Origin of the sequence: Streptomyces celluloflavus, assembly GCA_000720995.1 — a bacterium.
Classification (GTDB): domain Bacteria; phylum Actinomycetota; class Actinomycetes; order Streptomycetales; family Streptomycetaceae; genus Streptomyces; species Streptomyces celluloflavus.
On sequence record JOEL01000034.1, the window covers coordinates 27,278 to 45,905 of the forward strand.

At 70.7% G+C, this 18,628-nt stretch carries 14 protein-coding genes; 10 read left to right on the top strand and 4 right to left on the bottom strand.

All coding sequences use genetic code 11. From position 1 onward, the window contains the following. The first annotated feature begins 345 nt into the window (after positions 1–345). The 5 genes from IH09_RS25725 to IH09_RS25745 are packed head-to-tail and all read left to right on the top strand — an operon-like array spanning position 346 to position 6,390. Positions 346–1,341 carry a TauD/TfdA family dioxygenase gene (locus IH09_RS25725; RefSeq protein WP_052859864.1) on the top strand — a complete coding sequence of 332 codons (996 nt, stop codon included), beginning with the start codon at positions 346–348 and terminating at the stop codon, positions 1,339–1,341. A 24-nt stretch (positions 1,342–1,365) separates the two neighbouring features. Next, a complete protein-coding gene (locus tag IH09_RS25730) occupies positions 1,366–2,397 on the top strand; it encodes an ornithine cyclodeaminase family protein (RefSeq protein ID WP_052859865.1) in 1,032 nt (343 codons plus the stop codon). Continuing rightward, positions 2,388–3,770, top strand: coding sequence for an alanine racemase (locus tag IH09_RS25735; RefSeq protein WP_052859866.1), 1,383 nt, complete (start codon positions 2,388–2,390; stop codon positions 3,768–3,770). The genes IH09_RS25730 and IH09_RS25735 overlap by 10 nt, the downstream gene beginning before the upstream one ends. A 30-nt stretch (positions 3,771–3,800) precedes the next feature. Beyond that, the gene (locus IH09_RS25740) at positions 3,801–4,826 is read left to right on the top strand and encodes a cysteine synthase family protein (RefSeq protein ID WP_052859867.1); all 1,026 of its coding nucleotides are present in this window, start codon (positions 3,801–3,803) and stop codon (positions 4,824–4,826) included. Between the two features lie 7 nt (positions 4,827–4,833). Continuing rightward, entirely contained in the window at positions 4,834–6,390 is a 1,557-nt protein-coding gene (locus IH09_RS25745; protein ID WP_052859868.1) for an MATE family efflux transporter, read from the top strand. A gap of 1,081 nt (positions 6,391–7,471) precedes the next feature. Here the strand turns inward: IH09_RS25745 and IH09_RS25750 are convergent. After that, positions 7,472–8,062 (bottom strand): rhomboid-like protein, encoded by a 591-nt coding sequence (locus IH09_RS25750; protein WP_052859869.1) that lies wholly within the window; start codon positions 8,060–8,062, stop codon positions 7,472–7,474. 70 nt (positions 8,063–8,132) lie between these two features. Here IH09_RS25750 and IH09_RS25755 point away from each other — a divergent pair, with 70 nt between their 5' ends. Further along, positions 8,133–8,516: a hypothetical protein gene (locus tag IH09_RS25755; protein ID WP_190233408.1), complete on the top strand. Its 384-nt coding sequence runs from the start codon at positions 8,133–8,135 to the stop codon at positions 8,514–8,516. Positions 8,517–8,819: 303 nt separating this feature from the next. Here IH09_RS25755 and IH09_RS25760 read toward each other — a convergent pair whose 3' ends face one another. Then, positions 8,820–9,164, bottom strand: a complete 345-nt coding sequence (locus tag IH09_RS25760; protein ID WP_052859871.1) for a hypothetical protein — start codon at positions 9,162–9,164, stop codon at positions 8,820–8,822. A gap of 710 nt (positions 9,165–9,874) precedes the next feature. Between IH09_RS25760 and IH09_RS25765 the strand changes: the two genes are divergently transcribed. From IH09_RS25765 to IH09_RS25775, 3 genes are all read left to right on the top strand, one after another. After that, a complete protein-coding gene (locus tag IH09_RS25765; RefSeq protein WP_446750507.1) occupies positions 9,875–10,762 on the top strand; it encodes a Gfo/Idh/MocA family protein in 888 nt (295 codons plus the stop codon). A 252-nt stretch (positions 10,763–11,014) separates the two neighbouring features. Next, positions 11,015–12,718 carry an AMP-binding protein gene (locus tag IH09_RS25770; RefSeq protein ID WP_110952577.1) on the top strand — a complete coding sequence of 568 codons (1,704 nt, stop codon included), beginning with the start codon at positions 11,015–11,017 and terminating at the stop codon, positions 12,716–12,718. A gap of 130 nt (positions 12,719–12,848) precedes the next feature. After that, positions 12,849–13,103, top strand: coding sequence for a hypothetical protein (locus tag IH09_RS25775; RefSeq protein ID WP_240150386.1), 255 nt, complete (start codon positions 12,849–12,851; stop codon positions 13,101–13,103). 956 nt (positions 13,104–14,059) lie between these two features. Here the strand turns inward: IH09_RS25775 and IH09_RS25780 are convergent. Then, the gene (locus tag IH09_RS25780) at positions 14,060–14,344 is read right to left on the bottom strand and encodes a helix-turn-helix transcriptional regulator (protein WP_052859874.1); all 285 of its coding nucleotides are present in this window, start codon (positions 14,342–14,344) and stop codon (positions 14,060–14,062) included. Further along, complete coding sequence (locus IH09_RS25785) at positions 14,341–15,108, bottom strand: hypothetical protein (protein ID WP_190233409.1); 768 nt, start codon at positions 15,106–15,108, stop codon at positions 14,341–14,343. Before IH09_RS25785 ends, IH09_RS25780 begins: the two co-directional genes overlap by 4 nt. A gap of 747 nt (positions 15,109–15,855) precedes the next feature. On the opposite strand from IH09_RS25785, the gene IH09_RS25790 reads away from it, so the two are divergent. After that, on the top strand, positions 15,856–18,618 hold the full coding sequence (locus IH09_RS25790; protein ID WP_190233410.1) for a tetratricopeptide repeat protein: 2,763 nt from the start codon (positions 15,856–15,858) through the stop codon (positions 18,616–18,618). Positions 18,619–18,628 lie beyond the last annotated feature (10 nt).

Sequence of the window (18,628 nt, forward strand, 5' to 3'; positions counted from 1 at the left end):
CCTAATGACGGCTATTTTCACAAGAGTGCGGGGTCGGCCGGTAGTGCCCGGCCGTCATCGGCCGGCGCTCGGGGGTGGTGATCGGCCCCTCGTGGGGCGGGAGTTCCGGGTGGTGGAACGGGAAGTTCCGCGGGTGCGCACAGAAGTGACGAAATGGTTAGGCTTGCCTTACCTAAGTCGAGTGGGTAGCTTCCTCACGTCCGCCGGACGCCGGGCACGGGGACCGCGCGCTGAACCGTCCCCGCACACCGGCCGCAGCGCGCGCTCCGCCATGCCCGGGAGCCGCGCGCGGACCCGATCCGCCGCCCTCGTTCGCCGCCCTCAACGGAAACGGACCGCCTCGACATGAGCACGGGAACCGCCCCCGTCCGCCCACTCGACACCGCCGGCGCCGAAGAACTGCGCCGGGCCGCCGAGCAGATCCACACCGAATTCGGCACCTCGGCCACCTCACCCGGACTCCTGGCCCGCGTCGCCGAGTCCGCCGCCGGACTGAGCGAACCCGTCCGCCATCAGCTGCGCCCCGTCGACACCGACGACGGCCTGTTCGTCCTGCGGGGCCTCGACGTCGACGACGACGAGATAGGGCCCACCCCCGCCGGCTGGGCCGCCGCGGGCGACAGCGCCGCCGTCCACGACATCGTCCTGCTGCTGCTCGCCACGGTCATGGGCAACCCCCTCGCCTGGGAAGGGCAGCAGGACGGCCGCTTCGTCCACAACATCGTGCCCGCCCCCGGCCACGAGACCGAACAGACCGGCGCCAGCAGCACCGTGCTGCTCAGCCCGCACACCGAGGACGCCTTCCACCCCGGCCGCGCCCATCTGCTGATGCTCGGCTGCCTGCGCAACCACGACTCCATCGCCACCACCGCCGCCGGTATCCGCAAGGCCGAACTCGACGAGGCCGACATCGCGCTGCTGAGCAGGCCACTGCTGCCGATCCTCCCCGACGACGCGTACACCGGGGCCCGGGACTTCGACGGGGGACACCCGCCCGCCGTCCCCACCCTCTTCCGCGCCGAGGACGGCCTGACGCTGCGTTTCGACCCCGCCTACACCCCGGTGGCCGACGCCCCGCCCGCCCACCGCGCCGCCTACCAGCGGCTCTCCGACGAACTCGCCCGCGTCTCGGTCGCCGTGAGCCTGCGGCCGGGCGAAGTGCTGATCGTCGACAACGACCTCGTCGTCCACGGCCGCGTCCCGTTCCGGGCCCGCTACGACGGCACCGACCGCTGGCTCAAGCGCGCCTCCGTCCGCGTCCCCGGGCGGCGCACCCGCCCGCCGGCCGAGGCCGCCGAACACGGCTACGGTCAGGCCGCCGTCGAAGCCCACGCCGCCTGACCACCCACCACACCGAGGACGGACATGACCGAGACGAAGAACCAGGCCGCCGACGCCGCCCCCGGCATACCCGCCGACGACACCACCCTGCGCATACTGTCCACCAGCGACCTCGCCGGTATCGACATCACCCTGACCGACGTCGTCGACACGGTGGAGGGCGCCTACCGCACCCTGGCCGCGGGCCGGTCGGACAACCCCCGCAAACTCACCGTGCGGCCCGCCGACGGCCACTCCGTCTCCTACGCGATGCTCGGCCGGGACGGTTCCCGCAACGTCGTCGCCTTCAAGACCTCGTACAAAAACGGTCTGGACAAGGGCCGCGCGGAACAGCACTACTACACCGCCCTCACCCTCTACGACGACATCACCGGCCTGCCGGTCGCGATGATGGACTGCGGCCGCATCGGCGCGCTGCGCACCCCCGCCGTCTCCGCGCTGCTGGCCCGCGAATGCGCCCGGCCCGGCGCCCGCAGCGCCCTGGTCATCGGGACCGGCACCCAGGGGCGCCTGGCCCTGCCGTTCCTGCTGACCACCCTGCCGGACCTGACGCGCCTGATGCTCTGCGGCACCCACCCCGAGGGCATCGCCGCCGTACGGGAGCACCTGCGCACCCACTTCCCCGACCGGGACCTGGAGATCGTCACCGACCTGCGGGCCGCGGCGGGCGACGCCGACATCATCCTCGCCACCGCCGGCGGCCACACGACCGCCGCGGTCGAGGCCGACTGGCTCAAGCCCGGCGCGCTCACCGTCCTCGTCGGCCACGGGCTGGCGCCCTCCACCCTCCACCGCGCCGACCGCGTCGTGGCCACCAGCGAGGCGCAGATGAAGGTCACCGGCACCGACATGGCCGACACGACCGGCGGATTCCCGGCCGTCGACACCGAGTTCCCGCCGGTCATCGCGGGCGTCACCGCCGGCCGCCGCTCGGCGGAGGAACGCGTCTTCGCCTACAACAGCGGGCTCGTCGTCACCGACATCGCCCTCGGCCACCGCTTCGCCCAACTCGCCATCGACCAGGGCCTGGGGCAGCAGGTGCCGCTGTGGCGGTGACCGGCCCGCACACCACGGACCTCCCGACCCTGCCGGCCCACCCCGACCCCGAAACCGACCAGGTACTGGACAGCGGCCTGCTGCACGAGCTGTCCTACGCCTTCGGCGGCCCCTTCCACTTCCTGCTGCCGCACCGGTTCGACGCCAACCTCACCGCCTTCCGCACCGCGCTGCGCGACGCCGGTGTGGCGGGGCGGGTGTACTACGCGAAGAAGGCCAACAAGGCCGCCGTCTGGCTGGAACGCTGCGCCGCCAACGACGCGGGCGTGGACGTCGCCAGCGCCCCGGAACTGCGCCAGGCCCTCGGGCACGGCGTACGCGGCGAGCACCTCGTGGTCACCGGCCCCGCCAAGAGCGAGGAACTGCTGCGACTGGCCGTCCGCCACGGCTGCCTGATCGCGGTGGACGCCCTCGACGAACTCGACCTGCTCCGGGCCCTCGCCGGGGAAGGTGCGGGACGCCCCGCCCGGCTGCTGCTCCGCCGGCTCCCGCCCGCCCAGCCGCACAGCCGCTTCGGCATGCCCGACGCCGAGCTGACGGCGGCCCTGGAGCGGTGCGTACGCGCCGGGGACGCGGTACGCATGGAGGGCTTCAGCTTCCACCTCGCCGGCTACGCCACCCGGCCGCGCGCCGACCTCGCCGGCGAACTCCTCGACTGGTGCCTGCGGGCGCGGGCCCTGGGACTTCCGGCGGACCGGATCAGCATCGGCGGCGGCTTCGCCGTCGACTACACCTCCGCCGGCCACTGGCAGACCTTCCTCGCCGGCCAGCGCCCCGAGCACTACCACGCCGGCAAGACGTTCCGGAACGCCGACTTCTACCCCTACCACTCACCGGTCGCCGGAGCCGGCGCGCTGCGCGAGATCCTGGCCACCGTCCCCGCGAACGGGCACACCACCCTGGCCGCCCGCCTCCGCGAGACCGGCACCCGGCTGCTGACGGAACCGGGCCGTGCTCTGCTGGACACGGCGGGTGCGTCCGTCTTCCGCGTCCAGGGCGTCAAGGACCGCGACGGCTACCGGATCGTCACGGTCGACGGCACCAGCCTGAGCCTGTCCGAGCAGTGGTTCAACAGCGAATACCTCCCCGATCCGCAGCTGGTGACCCCCGCCGGCCGGGCCCACGGCGACGGCGTCCACCCCGCCTGTGTGGGCGGCGCCTCCTGCCTGGACTCCGACCTGCTCACCTGGCGCAAGATCCGCTTCCCCGCCCGCCCCCGCGTCGGAGACCTGCTGGTCTACCCGAACACGGCCGGCTACCAGATGGACTCCAACGAGTCCCCCTTCCACGACCTGGCGCTGCCGCCCAAGGTCGTCCTTGACCGCCTCGGCGCCCGCCCGCGCTGGCGCCTGGACCGCCGCCCCGCCCTCTGACCTCCCGCCACCTGCCCCAGGAGCGCCCCCATGAACGAGGCCCTCGCGCGCCCCGCCGTGGTCTCCCGCATATCCGAACTCATCGGATACACCCCGCTGTTCGAGCTCTGCCGCACCGAGACCGGCAGCCGCCTCCTGCTCAAACTGGAGATGTACAACCCCACCGGCACCGCCAAGATCCGGATGGCCCGCCAGATGGTCCTCGACGCCGAGGCGCGCGGCGAACTGTGGCCCGGCGGCCGCATCATCGAGTCCACCTCCGGCAACACCGGCCTGGGACTGGCGGTCATCGCCGCCGAACGCGGCTACACCTTCACCGCCGTCGTCGACCACCACGCCTGCGCCGACAAACTGCGCGCCATGCGGGCACTGGGCACCGAACTCGTCTACGTCGCCGAGGACGGCACCGACGAACTGGCCACCGCCGCCCGTGAGGAACTGGCCGAGGACATGGCCCGCGGCCAGGACAACACGGTCTTCACCGAGCAGCACAACAACCTCAGCAACGGCATCGGTTACTTCCCGGTCGCCCACGAACTGCATCAGGCCCTCGACGGGCAACTCGACGTCCTCATCGGCGCGGTGGGCACCGGCGGCGCGCTCTGCGGCACCGCCCGCGAACTGCGCACCCTGATGTCCGGCGTCACCGTGATCGGCGTCGAGCCCAAGGGCTCCATCGCGTTCGGCGGCCCCGCCCACGACTACTACCAGTCCGGCACCGGCACCCCCGAAGGCGCCGAGATCGGCGCGCTCGTCGACTACGACCTGATCGACGAAGGCGTCAAGGTCGGCGACATCGAGGCATTCGCCACCGCCCGCGCCGTCGCCCGTACCGGCCTCCTCATCGGCGGCTCAGCCGGCGGCGTCGTCCACGAAGCCCTCACCCGGCTGCCCGCCCTGCCCCCGGGCACCACTATGGTCGCCCTGGTCAACGACGGCGGCGAAAAGTACCTGGACACCGTCTTCGACGACGACTGGATGAACGCCCGCAACCTCCTCGCCCCCGCCGTGGAACGCGAGATCGACGAAACGCTCACCAAACTCCGCAGGAACTGATGCCGCCATGCAGCTGACCATCCTCCTCCGCGACAGCCGTGCCCTGGCCACCCTCGCCGTCCCCCTCATCCTCACCCAGCTCGCGCAGGTGGCCCTGACCACCACCGACACCGTCATGATGGGGCTGCTCGGCACGGTCGACCTCGCGGCAGGAGGGCTGGCCATCGTCATCTTCAACCAGCTGCGCACCATGGGCGTGGGGCTGGTCACCTCCGTCGGCAACCAGATCGCCGCGGCCTCCGCACGGGCGGAAGCGGCACAGGGCTCCGGGGCGCCGGACGCCGGCGGGGCGGAGCGCGACGGAGCCGACGACCCGGCGGAGGGCAGCGGCGCCGGTGACCCGGGGGAGAGCAACGGCGCCGGTGGCCCGGCGGAGAGCGGTGGCGCCGGTGACCCGGTGGGGAGCGGCGGCGCCGGTGGCCCGGCGGAGAGCAGTGAGGAGGTCCGCCGGATCGTGCGCGCCAGCCTGGCGGTGGCCACCCTCGCCGGGGTGGCCGGAGCCGTCCTGATGCTCCTCATCGGCCAGGCCCTCACCCCGCTCGGCCAGGAAGCCGACGTCGTCGACCGCGCACAGACGATGCTGCTCGCGCTCGCGCCCGGCCTGGTGCCCTGCCTGTGGTTCCAGGCCATCCGCCAGTTCACCGTCGGCATGCGCCGCCCGCAGGCCCTGCTCCAGATCACCCTCGCCTCCGTCGCCGTCAACGCCGCCGTCAACTGGGCGCTCATCCACGGCACCTGGGGCCTGCCCAAGGTGGGCCTGCCCGGTGTCGGCGTGGCCACCTCGCTGGTCTACCTGCTCTCCTTCCTCGCCCTGTACGCCTCCGCGAAGCGGGACGAGGTCCTCGGCCCCCTGCTCAGCCTCAACATCGCGGCGGCCGACCGCGCCACGGTCCGCCGCCTCGTCAGGCTCGGCATACCCATCGCCGCGACCTACGGCTCCGAGGCCGGGTTCTTCTCCGTCACCGCCCTGACGGCCGGGTCCTTCGGCAGCGCCGCCCTGGCCGCGCACACCGCCGTCAACCAGCTCGTCTACATCGTCTTCCAGGTCGCGGTCGGCCTCTCCCACGCCGCGTCCATCAACGTCAGCCGCGAACTCGCCCTCGGCCGCACCGACACCGCGCTGCGCATCAAGAACACCGCGCTGGCCTGCGCCGCCGCCGTCATGGCCGTCGTCGCGGTCCTCTACATCACCCTGCCCCACCTGGTTCTGAGGCCCTTCTTCGACACCGGCGGTGGCAAGGACGCCGAAGCCGTCGCCATCGCCACCCATCTGCTCCTCGTCATCGCCGTCCTCCAGTTCTTCGACTGCGCCCAGAACATCGGCGTCGGACTGCTGCGCGGCCTCGACGACACCAAGAGCGGATTCCGCATCACCCTCATCGGCTACTGGGTCGTCGGCCTGCCCACCGCCTGGCTCCTCGGCTACGCCGCCGGCCTCCACACCCTCGGCATCTGGCTCGGCCTGCTCACCGGCCTCGCCGTCACCGCCGCCCTCCTCCTGCGCCGCTACGGCACCAGCCTTCGGGCGAGGGGCGCCGGGCAGGGGGTGGCAGCTGCGATGTAGGGGGGTCTGCTGGTGTGGGGGGTGTGGCGTGGTGTGTGGGGTGAGGTGGCGAATGGTGTGACGTGGTGTGGTGCGGCCTGGCGGGTGGCGTGTGGCTGAGGGCTGGTGGCTGGGGCGGGTTGTGAGGGTGGGGCGGGGGCGGCCGAGGGGGTGACGGATTACGGGGCGCCGTCGCTTCCACTGCGGAGGCCAACGCGGCCACTGATGCCGCTACCGATGCCTATGCGGATGCCGATGCCGCTACCGAGGTCATCACTGAGCTGATGCCGACGCCGACACGACGGGCCTCCGTTGTTGTCCGGTCTGGCTGGAGTTTGTTGTTGTGGGTGCTGGTCGTGGGGGCAACGGATGCGGTGTGCTGCCGTTGCCGCCGCCGAGGTCAAGACCGGCACCGGGTCGTCACCGATACCGCTACGGAGGTCAACACCGCCACCTGGGTCATCACGGACGCCAACGCCGACACCACGGGCCTCCGTTGTCGTCCGGTCTGGCAGGTCCCCGTTGCTGCGGTGCTGGCCCTGGAGTGCAATGGATGCGGTGCGTTGCCGTTGCGGTCGCCGAGGTCAAGACCGGCACCGGGTCGTCACCGATGCCGCTACCGAGGCCAACCCCGGCACCGATACCGACACCAAGGTCATCACGTCCACTGACACTGACACTGAAACTGACGCCGACACCGATGCCTACACCACGGGCCTCGTTGTCGTCCGGTCTGGCCGGAGCCCGTTGCTGCGGGTGTTGGCCGTGGCGGGCTACGGATGCGGTGTGCTGCTGTTGCCGCCACCGAGGTCAAGACCTTCACCGATACCGCCGCCGAGGTCATCGCGGACGCTGATGCCGACGCCGATATGGCGGGCCCCGTTGTCGTCCGGTTTGGCTGGGGTCTGTTGCTGGGGGTGCTGGTCGTGGTGGGTAGCGGATGTGGTGTGCCGTTGTTGCTGCCGCCGAGGTCAAGTCCGGCGCCGGGTCGTCACCGACACCGCTACCGAGGCCAACACGCCACCAAGGCCATCACAGCCACTGACACCGACGCCGAGACCACGGGCCCCGGTTACCGTCCGGTCTGGCCGGGCCCCCATGCTCACCGCTGCTCTGATGACCGTCCCCGGAGTGCGCTTCTCCCCGCCCCGATGCCGACCCCGAGCGCGATCGCTATCAGATGACCGGTGTCGGTGAACGTCCGCTCCGGACGCAGTACCGGTCGGATGCCCAGCGCCAGCAGCCCGGCTGTCGCGGCGGTCCGCGCGCCGCGGTGCGGGACGGTCATGGCGAGCGCGCCGAGCGTGGCGTTCAGCCCGTAGCTCACCCCGACATCGATCGCCCGCGCCGTCGCGTCGGGCGGATCGGCGCGGACCCGGCCGCGCAGGCCCGCGTAGACCAGCAGGCTGGCCCCGATATGGCCCACCGCGAACACGCCGGCCGCCCGCCGCGGGCCCCATCGCGCCTCGGCCGTGCCCAGGGCGACGAGCAGCGCCGCGCTGTACGGCAACGGCAACGGCTCCTCGATGAACGCCGCGCTGGTGACCAGCGTCCGCCACCGGCCGGCCCGCAGATTTTCGACGTTGGTGGAGTGCGCGCGCAGCAACTCCGCCCGCCGCGCACCGGGCAGCCGCGCGGCGGCGTACGCGCCCACCCCTATGGCGACGACATACAGCGGCGCGACCCAGGGCAACCGGCGCCACACGGACGAGCCCGAGGACACGAGCGGGGGCAGGGACTTTGGTGCAGGCGTGGACTCGGGCGTGGCCGGGGGGTTGGACGGGGGCTCGGACGTGGGCGGGGGCGCGGCGGCGGACGAGGGGCTGGACGCGGTCGGGGGCTTCGACGCGTACGGGGGCTTGGGCCTGGTCGAGGACTTCGACGTGGCCGGGAACCCCGACGCGACCACGGACTCCGATGTGACGGGGGACTTCGGCACGGCCGGGGACTCGGGCCTGGACAAGGACTTCGGCGTGGATGAGGACTTTGGCGCGGACGGGGGCTTTGGTGCGGACGAGAACAGAGACGGGACCCAGGGGGAACTCGACGCCCATCGGGAGCCGGAGACCCATCGGGGACTGGAGACCCATCGGAAACCTGAGGCCCCTCGGGAGCCCGGGGCGGTGGGGGAGCCCGAGGCCGGGTGAGAGCCCGACGCCGGGCGGGAGCCCGATGCCCACCAGGAGCCGGAGCCCCATCGGGAACCTGAGGCCCCTCGGGAGCCCGAGGCGGTGGGGGAACCCGGAGCCGCGTGGGAACCCGACGCCCACCGGGAGCCTGCCGTGACCGAGCGGGAGCCAGGGGCCGGCGGGGGTACCGAGGAGACCCACCGCGAGGCCGCCGAGACCGACCGGGAGCCGACGGAGACCGACCGGGAGATCACGGAGACCGGCCACGAGACCGCAGCGAGGACGGAGAGCCGTCCCCAGAGGGAGTTGTTCGCCGACATCTCAGACCCTCTCCAGCAGCCGCTTGCGCCGGTCCGGCTCGGCGGCTTCGACGGCCCGCTCCGGATCGCCGACCCACCGCACCGGCGGGCCCGCCGCTATCCACCGTGCCCCGTCCGGCGAGACCAGATGGTCCCCGGCGGCGCAGACGGCAGGCACGCCCACCACGAACGGGCCTTCGCCGTCACGTCGGATCCGCGTGAGTGCCTGGCTCTCCCCGAGGCCCCGCTCGGGGGCCGCGAGCTGGTCGTCGTAGCCGCCGAACCGCCCCAGCAGGCTGGACGGTTCGCCGTCGGCCGGGCGCGGGTGGACCGGCCCGGTATCGGTCTGCACGATGATCGCAAGCATGGGTACAGCGTGCCAGCCGCCACTGACAACGGCCCGACAGGAGTGCCGCACGACCCCGAACCACAGCGCCGCGGACCCAACTCCCGTCCATCCACCGCCCTTCACCCGACCTCAGCTCACCTTCACCTTTCTTCCCAACCCCAACTCCTGCCCCATACACCGCCGTCACGAGACCTCAACGCTCCGACCACCGGCCACCACAGCCCGCCTGGCACGGCCATGCCCCTGCCACAGCCCTGTGCTGCCCCCAGCTTGAACTCATCGGACGTGAACTCATCGGACGCGAGCTCCTCAAGAACTCATCGGACGAGCGTTCCTCAAGATGCGCGCTCCTCAGGCGCGCGCTCCGCGGTCCGGCACGCCGAGACCCGCCTCCGCCTCCCGCCTCCCGGACCTGCACAGCCGCCCAGACCACACGCCGGGCCTCGTACCTGCGCCACTCGACGCCGCGCCCCGCACCCGCGCCACTCGACGCCGCGCCGCCCGGCACTGCACCGCCCGTACCCGCGGCGCCCGGCACCGCGGGTAGTCGATCACCGGCCCGCCGATACGCCGGCACCCGGATACGCCGCCACGCCTATACACCGACCCCCAGCAACCGGAATACCCGACTCCCCCTCTCCTCTCCCCGCCGCACCACGCGGAACACTGTCCCCATGACCTCTACGCCTCCCATGGCCTCTACGTCCCTGGTGACCTCTACGTCCCCCGTGGCAACCCCGCGCATCGGACTCCTCGGCACCGGCCCCTGGGCGCAAAGCGTCCACGCCCCCGCGCTTGCCGCCCACCCCGGTGTCGACCTCGCCGGTATCTGGGGGCGCAGCCAGGCCGCCGCCGCGGAACTGGCGCACACCCACGGCACCCGCCCGTACGCCACCCCTGACGAGCTGTTCGCCGCCTGCGATGCCATCGCCATCGCCCTGCCGCCCTCCGTCCAGGCCCCCTTGGCGGTACGCGCCGCCGAGGCCGGCTGTCACCTCCTTCTGGACAAGCCGGTCGCCACCACCGTGGCCGAGGCCCGCGCCGTGGCCGACGCCGCCGACCGCGCGGGCACCGCCACGGTCGTCTTCTTCACCCTCCGCTTCGGGCAGCGGGAGGGAGAGTGGATCGCCGAGCAGGCCGCGGCCGGCGGCTGGTTCACGGCGCACGCCGACTGGCTCAGCTCGGTCTTCGCCGCCGACAGCGAAAGCCCGTACCTCGATTCCCCCTGGCGCCGCGAGAAGGGCGCCCTGTGGGACATCGGCCCGCACGTCCTGTCCGTGCTCCTGCCGCTCCTCGGCGACGCGGAATCGGTCACCGCGACCAGGGGCCCGGCCGACACGGTGCTGCTCACGCTGCGCCACCGCGGCGGGGCGGCGAGTTCCGCGGCGGTCAGCCTGACCGCCCCCGCGCCCGCCGCCAGCTACGACGTCACCGTGCACGGCGCCGCGGGTACCACGTCCCTGCCGAACGGCCAGGAAGGACCCCGGCCGGCCTACCACCGCGCCGTCGACGCCCTGCTCACCGCCGCCCGCACCGGCCGCCCCCACCCCTGTGACGCCCGCTTCGGCGCACGCGTCACCGAAATCCTGGCGGCCGCGGAGAAATCCCTGAAATGACGCCACGAGGCACCCCCCGATCCTCGTACCGCCCTCCTCCACCATCCACAGACCTATGCCTTCCGGACCATGGCAAATTGGCTCTTTCGGTCATGGAAGACAGCAACGATTCGTCTTAACGTCGGGGTCGTCGTTCCCACCACTCCCGGAACATCCAGCACAACCAGCGCAGCCGGCGCAACTGGCGCGACCAGCGCAGCCGGAACATCCAGCACAGCCTGAACAGCCGGAACAAGGAGTCACATCTCCACCATGACGACCCCCGCGAACACACCAGGCCCCGACCGCGCCCCCGCCCACACCGACCCGGCCGCGGACACCCCCGACCCGGCCCTGGCCCCCTTCACCAGCTACGTCGAATTGATCCTCGCCGCCCTGGCACGTGTCCCGGACCGCCCCGTGATGACCACCGCGGACGGCGACGAGATCACCGCGGGCACCTTCCACGCCACCGTGCACCGCATGGCGGCCGAGCTCGCCGACCGGGGGATCGCCCGCGGCCGGACCGTCTCCCTCCTCAGCGGCAACCGCCCCGAAGTCCTCGCCGCCCGTTACGCCGCCAACCTCCTCGGCGCGCGTGTGGTCTTCCTCTACGACGGTATGGCGCCCGAGACCCTGGCGCGGATCGCGGAGAGTGTGGAAACCGCCCTGCTCCTGGTCGACCCCGACCTGCACGACACCGCGCACGTCCTGCTCACCCACCTCCGCGGCGACCGCCCCGCAGTCCTGACCCTCGGCCCGGTAGCCGACGCGACCACAGGCGTGGCTACGGGCGCGGCCATGGGCAATACACAGACCACGGACACCCGAAGTCACCGCCCTCACTCCCACCCCACCGAGCCCCTCGGCCCCGACCTCCTGGCCGTCTGCGCCGCCCGTCCCACCACTCCCACCGTCCCGAGCGCCGCCCGCCCCGAGGACGACTGGTGCATCCGCCACACCGGCGGAACGACCGGCGTCCCCAAGGGAGTCCGGATGGCGTACGCCCCGTACGCCCGTATGTTCACCGCCCGCAGCCCGGAAGCCGTCGGCGCACCGCCCCGCTTCCTCGCCTGCACCTCACTCGCCCACCTCGCCGGGATAATGGCCGACCGCGCCCTCGCGGCCGGCGGAACCGTCGTCCTCCATCGCACCTTCGACCCCGCCGCCGTACTCGCCACGATCGCCCGCGAGCGCATCACCGATCTCTGGCTGCTGCCCCCGCTCCTCTACCGCCTCCTCGATCACCCCGACCTCCCCACCACCGACCTCACCTCACTCACCCGCATCAGCTACGGCGGCTGCCCCGCCTCACCCTCCCGACTGCGCGCCGCCGCCGAGGCGTTCGGGCCGGTCCTGTACGGGTGTTACGGCCAGTCCGAGGCGATGACGATCAGCGAAGCGAGCCCGGACGAGCACGCGGTGACCGGTCCCGGGGGCCGGATCACCGTCGGCCGCGCCCGGCCCGGCGTGGAGATCGCGATCCGGGACGCCGACGGCCGGACCCTGCCACCGGGGGAGCAGGGCGAGATCCAGGTACGCTCCGCCGGCGTGATGACCGGCTACTGGAAGCGGCCCGATCTCACCGCCGAGGTCCTGCACGACGGCTGGCTGCGTACCGGCGACACCGGCTGCCTCGACGCCGACGGCTACCTCTTCATCGTCGACCGCCTCAAGGACCTGATCATCGTCGTCGGCGGCCATGTCCACCCGGCGGAGCTCGAAGACCTTCTGCACACCCACCCGGCGGTCGCCCACTGCGCCGTCTACGGGGTACGCACCGCCGACGAGACCGAGGAGGTGCACGTTGCGATCGTCCCCGCCCTGGGCCGGACCGTCGACGCCGACGAGATCCGCGCCTTCGTGACCGACCACAAGGGAGCGATATACGCCCCGGCCGCCGTCCACCTCGTCGACGAGATCCCCCTCACCCCGGTCGGCAAACCTGACAAGGCCCGCCTCCGCGCCACCTCCTGAAGGGGTCGTCCCGACGGCCCCAAATCCCTTCTGGCCAGGGACGATTGTCAGTGGCCGCCGGTAGAATGGGAACCAGTCAGTGAGGGTTCACCACAGCATCAGGAGGTCTCCGTTGGCCACTGCCACACTCATGACGAAACCTCTCCCGGCCCACCCACTGCCCAGGAAACCCCTGCCCGCCGGCTGGCCGCGCGAGCGCTACGAATCCCACAACCGCCGCCTGAAGGCCATGCGCCTGGCCATAGCCCTGCTCGACACCGGCGTCTACCGCCCCGCCCAGGCCCACAACCACAAAATCCGCACCACCGCGGCCCAAATAGGAGTGCACCCGCCCTCCGACACCACCTGCCGCCTGGTCCGCGCCCTCCTCTACGACAACTGCTGACGGCCGCAGGGCCGCGCCAACTCACCATCCGGCCGCGGGAGTTCCCTTACGCTCCCGCTGCGCTCAACACTGGCCGCACGTCAGCCCGACACTGAGCTGACGCCAGTCCAACGCTGGGCCGGCGCCGGGCCGGTACCGATCGAGCACCGGCCCAGGCCCCGGCCCGGCACCATCCCCGCACTGCTCACCCCTGAACCTCGTCACGGCCCACAGCCCACAGCCCACAGCCCACCACGCACCGCTCATCGCCCCTTGCGATCGTCCACCGGACGGCGACGAACCCCAACCGACAGCCCCGCGAACCGTGCCGCCTCGGAGCGTGCGCTCCCCGGGACCGAGGCTGGGACCGCGCCCGCACCCGCCACCGCAACCGAGGTCGAGACCGAAGCAGCAGCAACACCGCGAAACCCCTACCCCTCAGCGGCCCCCACCCTGACCCAGCGACGTGGAGGCCCGCCGACCGGGCTGCCGTCGGTGAGGCGCATAGCGGCCGTCCAACAGGCGTAGGCGATCTCCCTTGAGGCGGAAAGGGAGCACACAGCCACCCGGATTCCCTGTCACCCCGCGTAATTCTGCACCTCGTCGCAGTCGGTCGGGTCAAAACCGCCCGGCCCCGTTCCGTGCGGTCCGGGCGGACGGCCGAGGCCGTGGGCTCTACTGGGATTCGGATTGCTCGCAGGGTGCGGTCTCCGGGCAACGCTCCGGACGCACAGTGGCTCACTGCACGAGCGAGGGTCGTCACCTCCCCTCTGGAAGTGACGACCCTCGCTGTGACGCCTGACAGACACTCATGTCTCTGCGCCCGGTGTGCACCGGGCGCAGAGACCCCTGGAGAACAGCTGAGAACGATGGGGACCGCCGTGCGGCGTTCCTCAGCTCACAGCGTCTTTCCGGACTTGGGCCCAAGCGACCCGCCCGCGCCCCCTAAACGTCGAACGAGGGGTGCGACACATTCCTCATGCGCCGTCGTCCTGTCCGGCACCCATCCCCGCGTCCAGGTCGACTGCGTATACCGGCCGCTCCTCGATGCCCAGTGTCCGCATCAGAGGAGTGGTCGGTACCCGGAAGAGGCCCCCCACCCGCAGAACCGGACAGGGGAAGACGCCCCGATGGATCAGCCGATAGGCGGTCTGCGTGCAGATCCCCAGTGCCCGGGCCGCCGTGCGGAGGTCGACCGTCACCGGCAGATCGAATACCTCGGTGAACGTGAGAGGGCCGAGCCTCGGAGGAGGGCTGGTCATGAACGGCTCCTGCGTGGGCGCAGCGACAGGGTTCCGACCCTGCGCCTGCCTCCCGTGTGGCTGGTCTGGCGCACCACGTCATGGAGGTTCATACGCCTGGCCAGCACCCCGAGTCGCTCCCCTTCGAGCTGCTCCGACCGGGTCGTGAACCGGAGTCCGGCGCGCAACCCGATCGGTCCGGACGGAGGCGAGATCTCCAAGTCGAAGTCGCCGAAATCGTGCTCGTCGACCTCCTCGCATACGCCGGCTCCCGGGTGGCCGTGTCGTGTCACGATTGCCTCGATGTCGGCGGATGGGAAGGTCCGCTTTCCGGCTCGCGCATATCGCCAGGCGCTGCTGCGTGCCGCCCGGGTCAACTGCCCGATCGAATCCGGAACATCAGGGTCGACCGTAGGCAGCCGCTCCAGGAGCGCGAGGACCATCTCGCTTTCGAGATCGGACCGGCTTGTGCGCAGTCGCACCGTGATCCGGTGCACCGTGCCCGTCAGGCGGGGCAGGATGAGCCAGATCAACAGGAGCTGCCAGGGGCCGTCGGGGGCTTCGTCGTTCTGTGCGGCTCGGATTGCCTCCCGCCAGATCGAGGCGGTGAGTGACGGATCCGCCTGGTCGTCGCGCAGAGCCTTCTGTGCCTCGGCAGGGGAGAACAACGTCGGTTCGTCCGCCGACTGCTGGGTGACGCGCAGAACCATCTGCTCTGCGGCCTGGGGCTCGGCGAAGTGTGCCATGACGGCGGCGAATGCTCCGCCGGAATCTACCAATGTCAAGAGATTTCCTCTCTCGAAGGTGCGGGCGTGCCAAGGTCGACGTTGGTGGTTGGGGGAGAGATGCGGGGTGCGATGCCTGCCTCAGATCGTGATGAACTGGGGGAAATCGGTCGCATGTCCCATGCGTCTCAGTTTTGGACGGCTGAGCGCGCGAGCTGCGCCGTTGCGACGGGTGTTGCTGCGGCGGCCGTATGTGTGCCCCCGTGGACGCTGGCGCCGAGAGCGGGTGCCCGCCGGACGGCGGGCACCCGGAAATCACCCGCGGCGCGGAAGTGTCTTCGGCCTAGGCCGAATCGGTCGCAGTATCGGCGGGCGTGGCGGCCGGTGGCGCCTCAGGGGCTGCCTCCGGTCGCGTCTGGGGCTTTGACGTCTTGCCCCCGCGGATCGAAGAGGACCGCTTGCGGCCCCCTCGACCCTTGCTGCGTCGCTGGTTCATTCGGTCTTCTCCTTCGTCCTGCTGCTTAGGCCGCGCGATGTCGTCGCGGGCTCGAACGGCTTTTGGTGTGGCTCCCTTCGGCGGTAGTGGCCGAGTGCTCGACCGCCTTCGGTGCGTGGCTCCGGTGCCCGGCTGAAGGCAATGCTGCCCGTGCCGCGACCTCAGTGCTCGGCGCGATCTGAGGGGAATCTGAGGCCGATGTGAGATGCACGGAAGTAGTCAGGTGTGAAAGCGTCCGTGCCGGCATATGGATGCAGGAGTTTCGGGCGGAGCGGTGGTCGACGACCGCCGCGGGAGGTGGGGAAGAAGTCGTGAAGGGGTACGTACTCGGTCCGGTGAAGGCCGTCGTCCCTGGTCGGCAAGGCGTGGAGGGCGCATCGAAGCTGGCCGGTCTGTTCGCTCTATTCGTGCTCTCGTCCGATCACCGAGTGGAGCGTGACGACATTGCGCACCACCTCTGGCCGAACGGAGGCGCGACTGAAAACCGCATCAGCCGTCAGTTGTCATATCTGCGGGACGGCCTCGGCGGGCGAGTGAGTCGCATGAAGTCGGGCGCATGTTCGATGGACTTGTCGGATAGTTCCATCGACTATCTCCTCTTTCGTGAGGACGTGCGAAGGTCTCGCGGAATGAATGCTTTTGAGCGCTTCTCCGTGCTGCGCGGAGCCCTTGAGCGGTGGTCTGGTGAAGGGCCGCTGCTGGGCCTTCCCGGGGCCGGTTTCGAACTTCAACGGACCGAGCTGCGCCGGGAGTGGGGTGGCGCGCTGGTCAACTGCATGGCCGCGGCCTGGGAGATCCGCGATGACGAATGGCTACTCAAGGAAGCCGAGGGTCTCTTGGGGCGGTTCTCCGTCAATAGGACGTACGGTGAGCGGATATTTCTCTATCGACTAATGGCGACAGCAGCTAGGTCGTTGCAGGCGGCCAAGCAAATGATCAAGGAATACAAGGAGCGGTACGGCCGTCCCAGAGATCTGGAGCTTGACCAGGCGATCCGCGATATCGCCCGGGGCGCATTCAGGCATCGCCCAGCCCCTGCACGATTTGAGCACCCGATCCCCCGCCAACTGCCCTTCGCGGATCGAGAGCTGGTCGGCCAGGCCCGAAGAACCGCCTCGCTGCGTCAGTACCTTGCGCAGCGGCGGGCCGAAAGCAGGGGAGCGGTGATCTTGCTGACGGGCATGGCGGGGGCAGGGAAGAGCGCCCTGGCGAACCATCTGTGCCGGGGACTGGAACCTGACTTCCCCGACGGCACGCTGTACGCGAGTCTGAACGGGTTTACCGGCGAGGGAACGAGTCCGGCCGAACCTCGACAGATTCTCAGCCGGTTCCTGTCCGATCTCGGGGTACAGACCCAGGCGACCGACCTCGATGCCCTGAGCGGCGCGTTGAGGTCGAGGCTGGCCACACGTTCCGTCGTCATGCTGCTGGACGACGCAGCCCATGCCGGCCAAGTGCTGCCACTGCTGCCCGGCACCGGGACCTCCGTCGTCGTCATCACCAGTAGAAACCAGCTGCCGGACCTCAGCGCGCGCAAGGACGTGCACATCTGCCGGATCGGACCGCTGGACCGTGAGTCCGCAGCCGAAATCGTGTTCGGGGAAATGGCTCCGGGGGCGAGAAGGAAATGCGGACCCTCCGTAGACAGGCTGGTGGACCTGTGCGGTCGGCTGCCGCTGGCGCTCTCCGTGATCGCCAGGCGAGTCCGGGGACGTCCGCCCCAAGGTGTTGCCGAGCTGGTCACGCGGCTGAGTCAGGAACACCAGAGACTGGAGGAACTGCACCAGCCCGGTCACGACCTCTCTGTGCGCCTGGCTCTGGACTGTTCGGTCGGCGCGCTGTCGACGGAGGCCAGAAGCCTGCTGTGGCAGCTGGCTCTCCATCCAGGCCCCAGCATCGACTGGGCCGCCACGATGGACCTGGGCAGCGTGGCGGCCGGCGGCGACACCGACCGGGCGCTCGACGAACTCATCGACGCGAACCTCGTCGAATGCACCGTAGACCGCTACCGCCTGCACGATCTGGTCCGCGCCTACGCTCGCTATCACGTGTTTTCCGATGCCGACAGATCGATCGAGCGGTTGAGGGAGGAGACGGTTCGCCAGGTGCTGGAGCACCAGCTGCAGAATGTGGCGGCCTGCGACCGAGTGATTGACCCGCAGCGGAGCCTGCCCATCGAGGAGCCGCGGGGCCTGCGGGTCGTCGACCCGGCTTCGGAAGAGGAGGCCATGGCCTACGTCGACGCCGAATACGAGGTTCTCTTGCAGGGCATCGACCTGGCCCTTCGCAGTAGCCTCCGTCGCTATGTCTGGTTGCTCTCCATGGCTTTGGTCTCATACCAGTGGAGGCGGAGCCGACATGCCGATGCCGAGCGCCGGTTGACGGAGGCCGAGGAGGCGTCGCGCGGCCTCGCCTCATCCATTCACCGGGCCATGGTGTACAGGATGCTGGCCGGCACCCAGATGAGAGCGGGACACGTTGACCTCGGCCTGCGCAACGCCGAGGCGGCCGTCCGGCTCGGTGAGGAGCAGGGGGACGTCGCCAGCCGGTTGGGTTTGGCGCGTTCCCTCCACTTGCGTGCCGTTGCGTATCAGCGTGGGGGTGATCTCAATGGCGCGGAAGAGGGCCATCGGCTTGCACTGGAGCTGTTCGAGGAACTAGGGGACGCAGCGGGGGCGGCCGGCGCGCTCAACGGGATTGGCACGGTGCAGTACGAGCGCGGCGCGTACGACAAAGCGCTGCGGATGTGCGACGAGGCACTGCGGATCTTCGAGCTGACGGACGACGCCAATGGCAGAGCGAACGTGCTGACGACCCTAGCGAAGATCCACACGTTCCGGTCTGAACGGGACGAGGCACTGCGTCTGTATGAGCGGGCCATCGCCATCTATCGGAAGTTGAGTTACTGGCCGAACGAGGCCAAGACCCTCTCACGATACGCATATGTACTGGTGTCCTCAGGGCGTACCCAGGAAGCCGTGACGGCGCTGGAGCGAGTCGTCATGCTGTGCGAGTTCATGGGCGACGAGGGAGGCGTACAGCAGGCGCTTGACCGGCTGGAAAGCCTCAGGTGAGGCGGCCTCG

Excerpts from the sequence above, each read along its gene's own strand:
- IH09_RS25725 (WP_052859864.1), top strand. The coding sequence starts at position 346 with ATGAGCACGGGAACCGCCCCCGTCCGCCCACTCGACACCGCCGGCGCC.
- IH09_RS25730 (WP_052859865.1), top strand. The coding sequence starts at position 1,366 with ATGACCGAGACGAAGAACCAGGCCGCCGACGCCGCCCCCGGCATACCC.
- IH09_RS25740 (WP_052859867.1), top strand. The coding sequence starts at position 3,801 with ATGAACGAGGCCCTCGCGCGCCCCGCCGTGGTCTCCCGCATATCCGAA.
- IH09_RS25745 (WP_052859868.1), top strand. The coding sequence starts at position 4,834 with ATGCAGCTGACCATCCTCCTCCGCGACAGCCGTGCCCTGGCCACCCTC.
- IH09_RS25760 (WP_052859871.1), bottom strand. The coding sequence starts at position 9,164 with ATGCTTGCGATCATCGTGCAGACCGATACCGGGCCGGTCCACCCGCGC.
- IH09_RS25770 (WP_110952577.1), top strand. The coding sequence starts at position 11,015 with ATGACGACCCCCGCGAACACACCAGGCCCCGACCGCGCCCCCGCCCAC.
- IH09_RS25775 (WP_240150386.1), top strand. The coding sequence starts at position 12,849 with ATGACGAAACCTCTCCCGGCCCACCCACTGCCCAGGAAACCCCTGCCC.
- IH09_RS25780 (WP_052859874.1), bottom strand. The coding sequence starts at position 14,344 with ATGACCAGCCCTCCTCCGAGGCTCGGCCCTCTCACGTTCACCGAGGTA.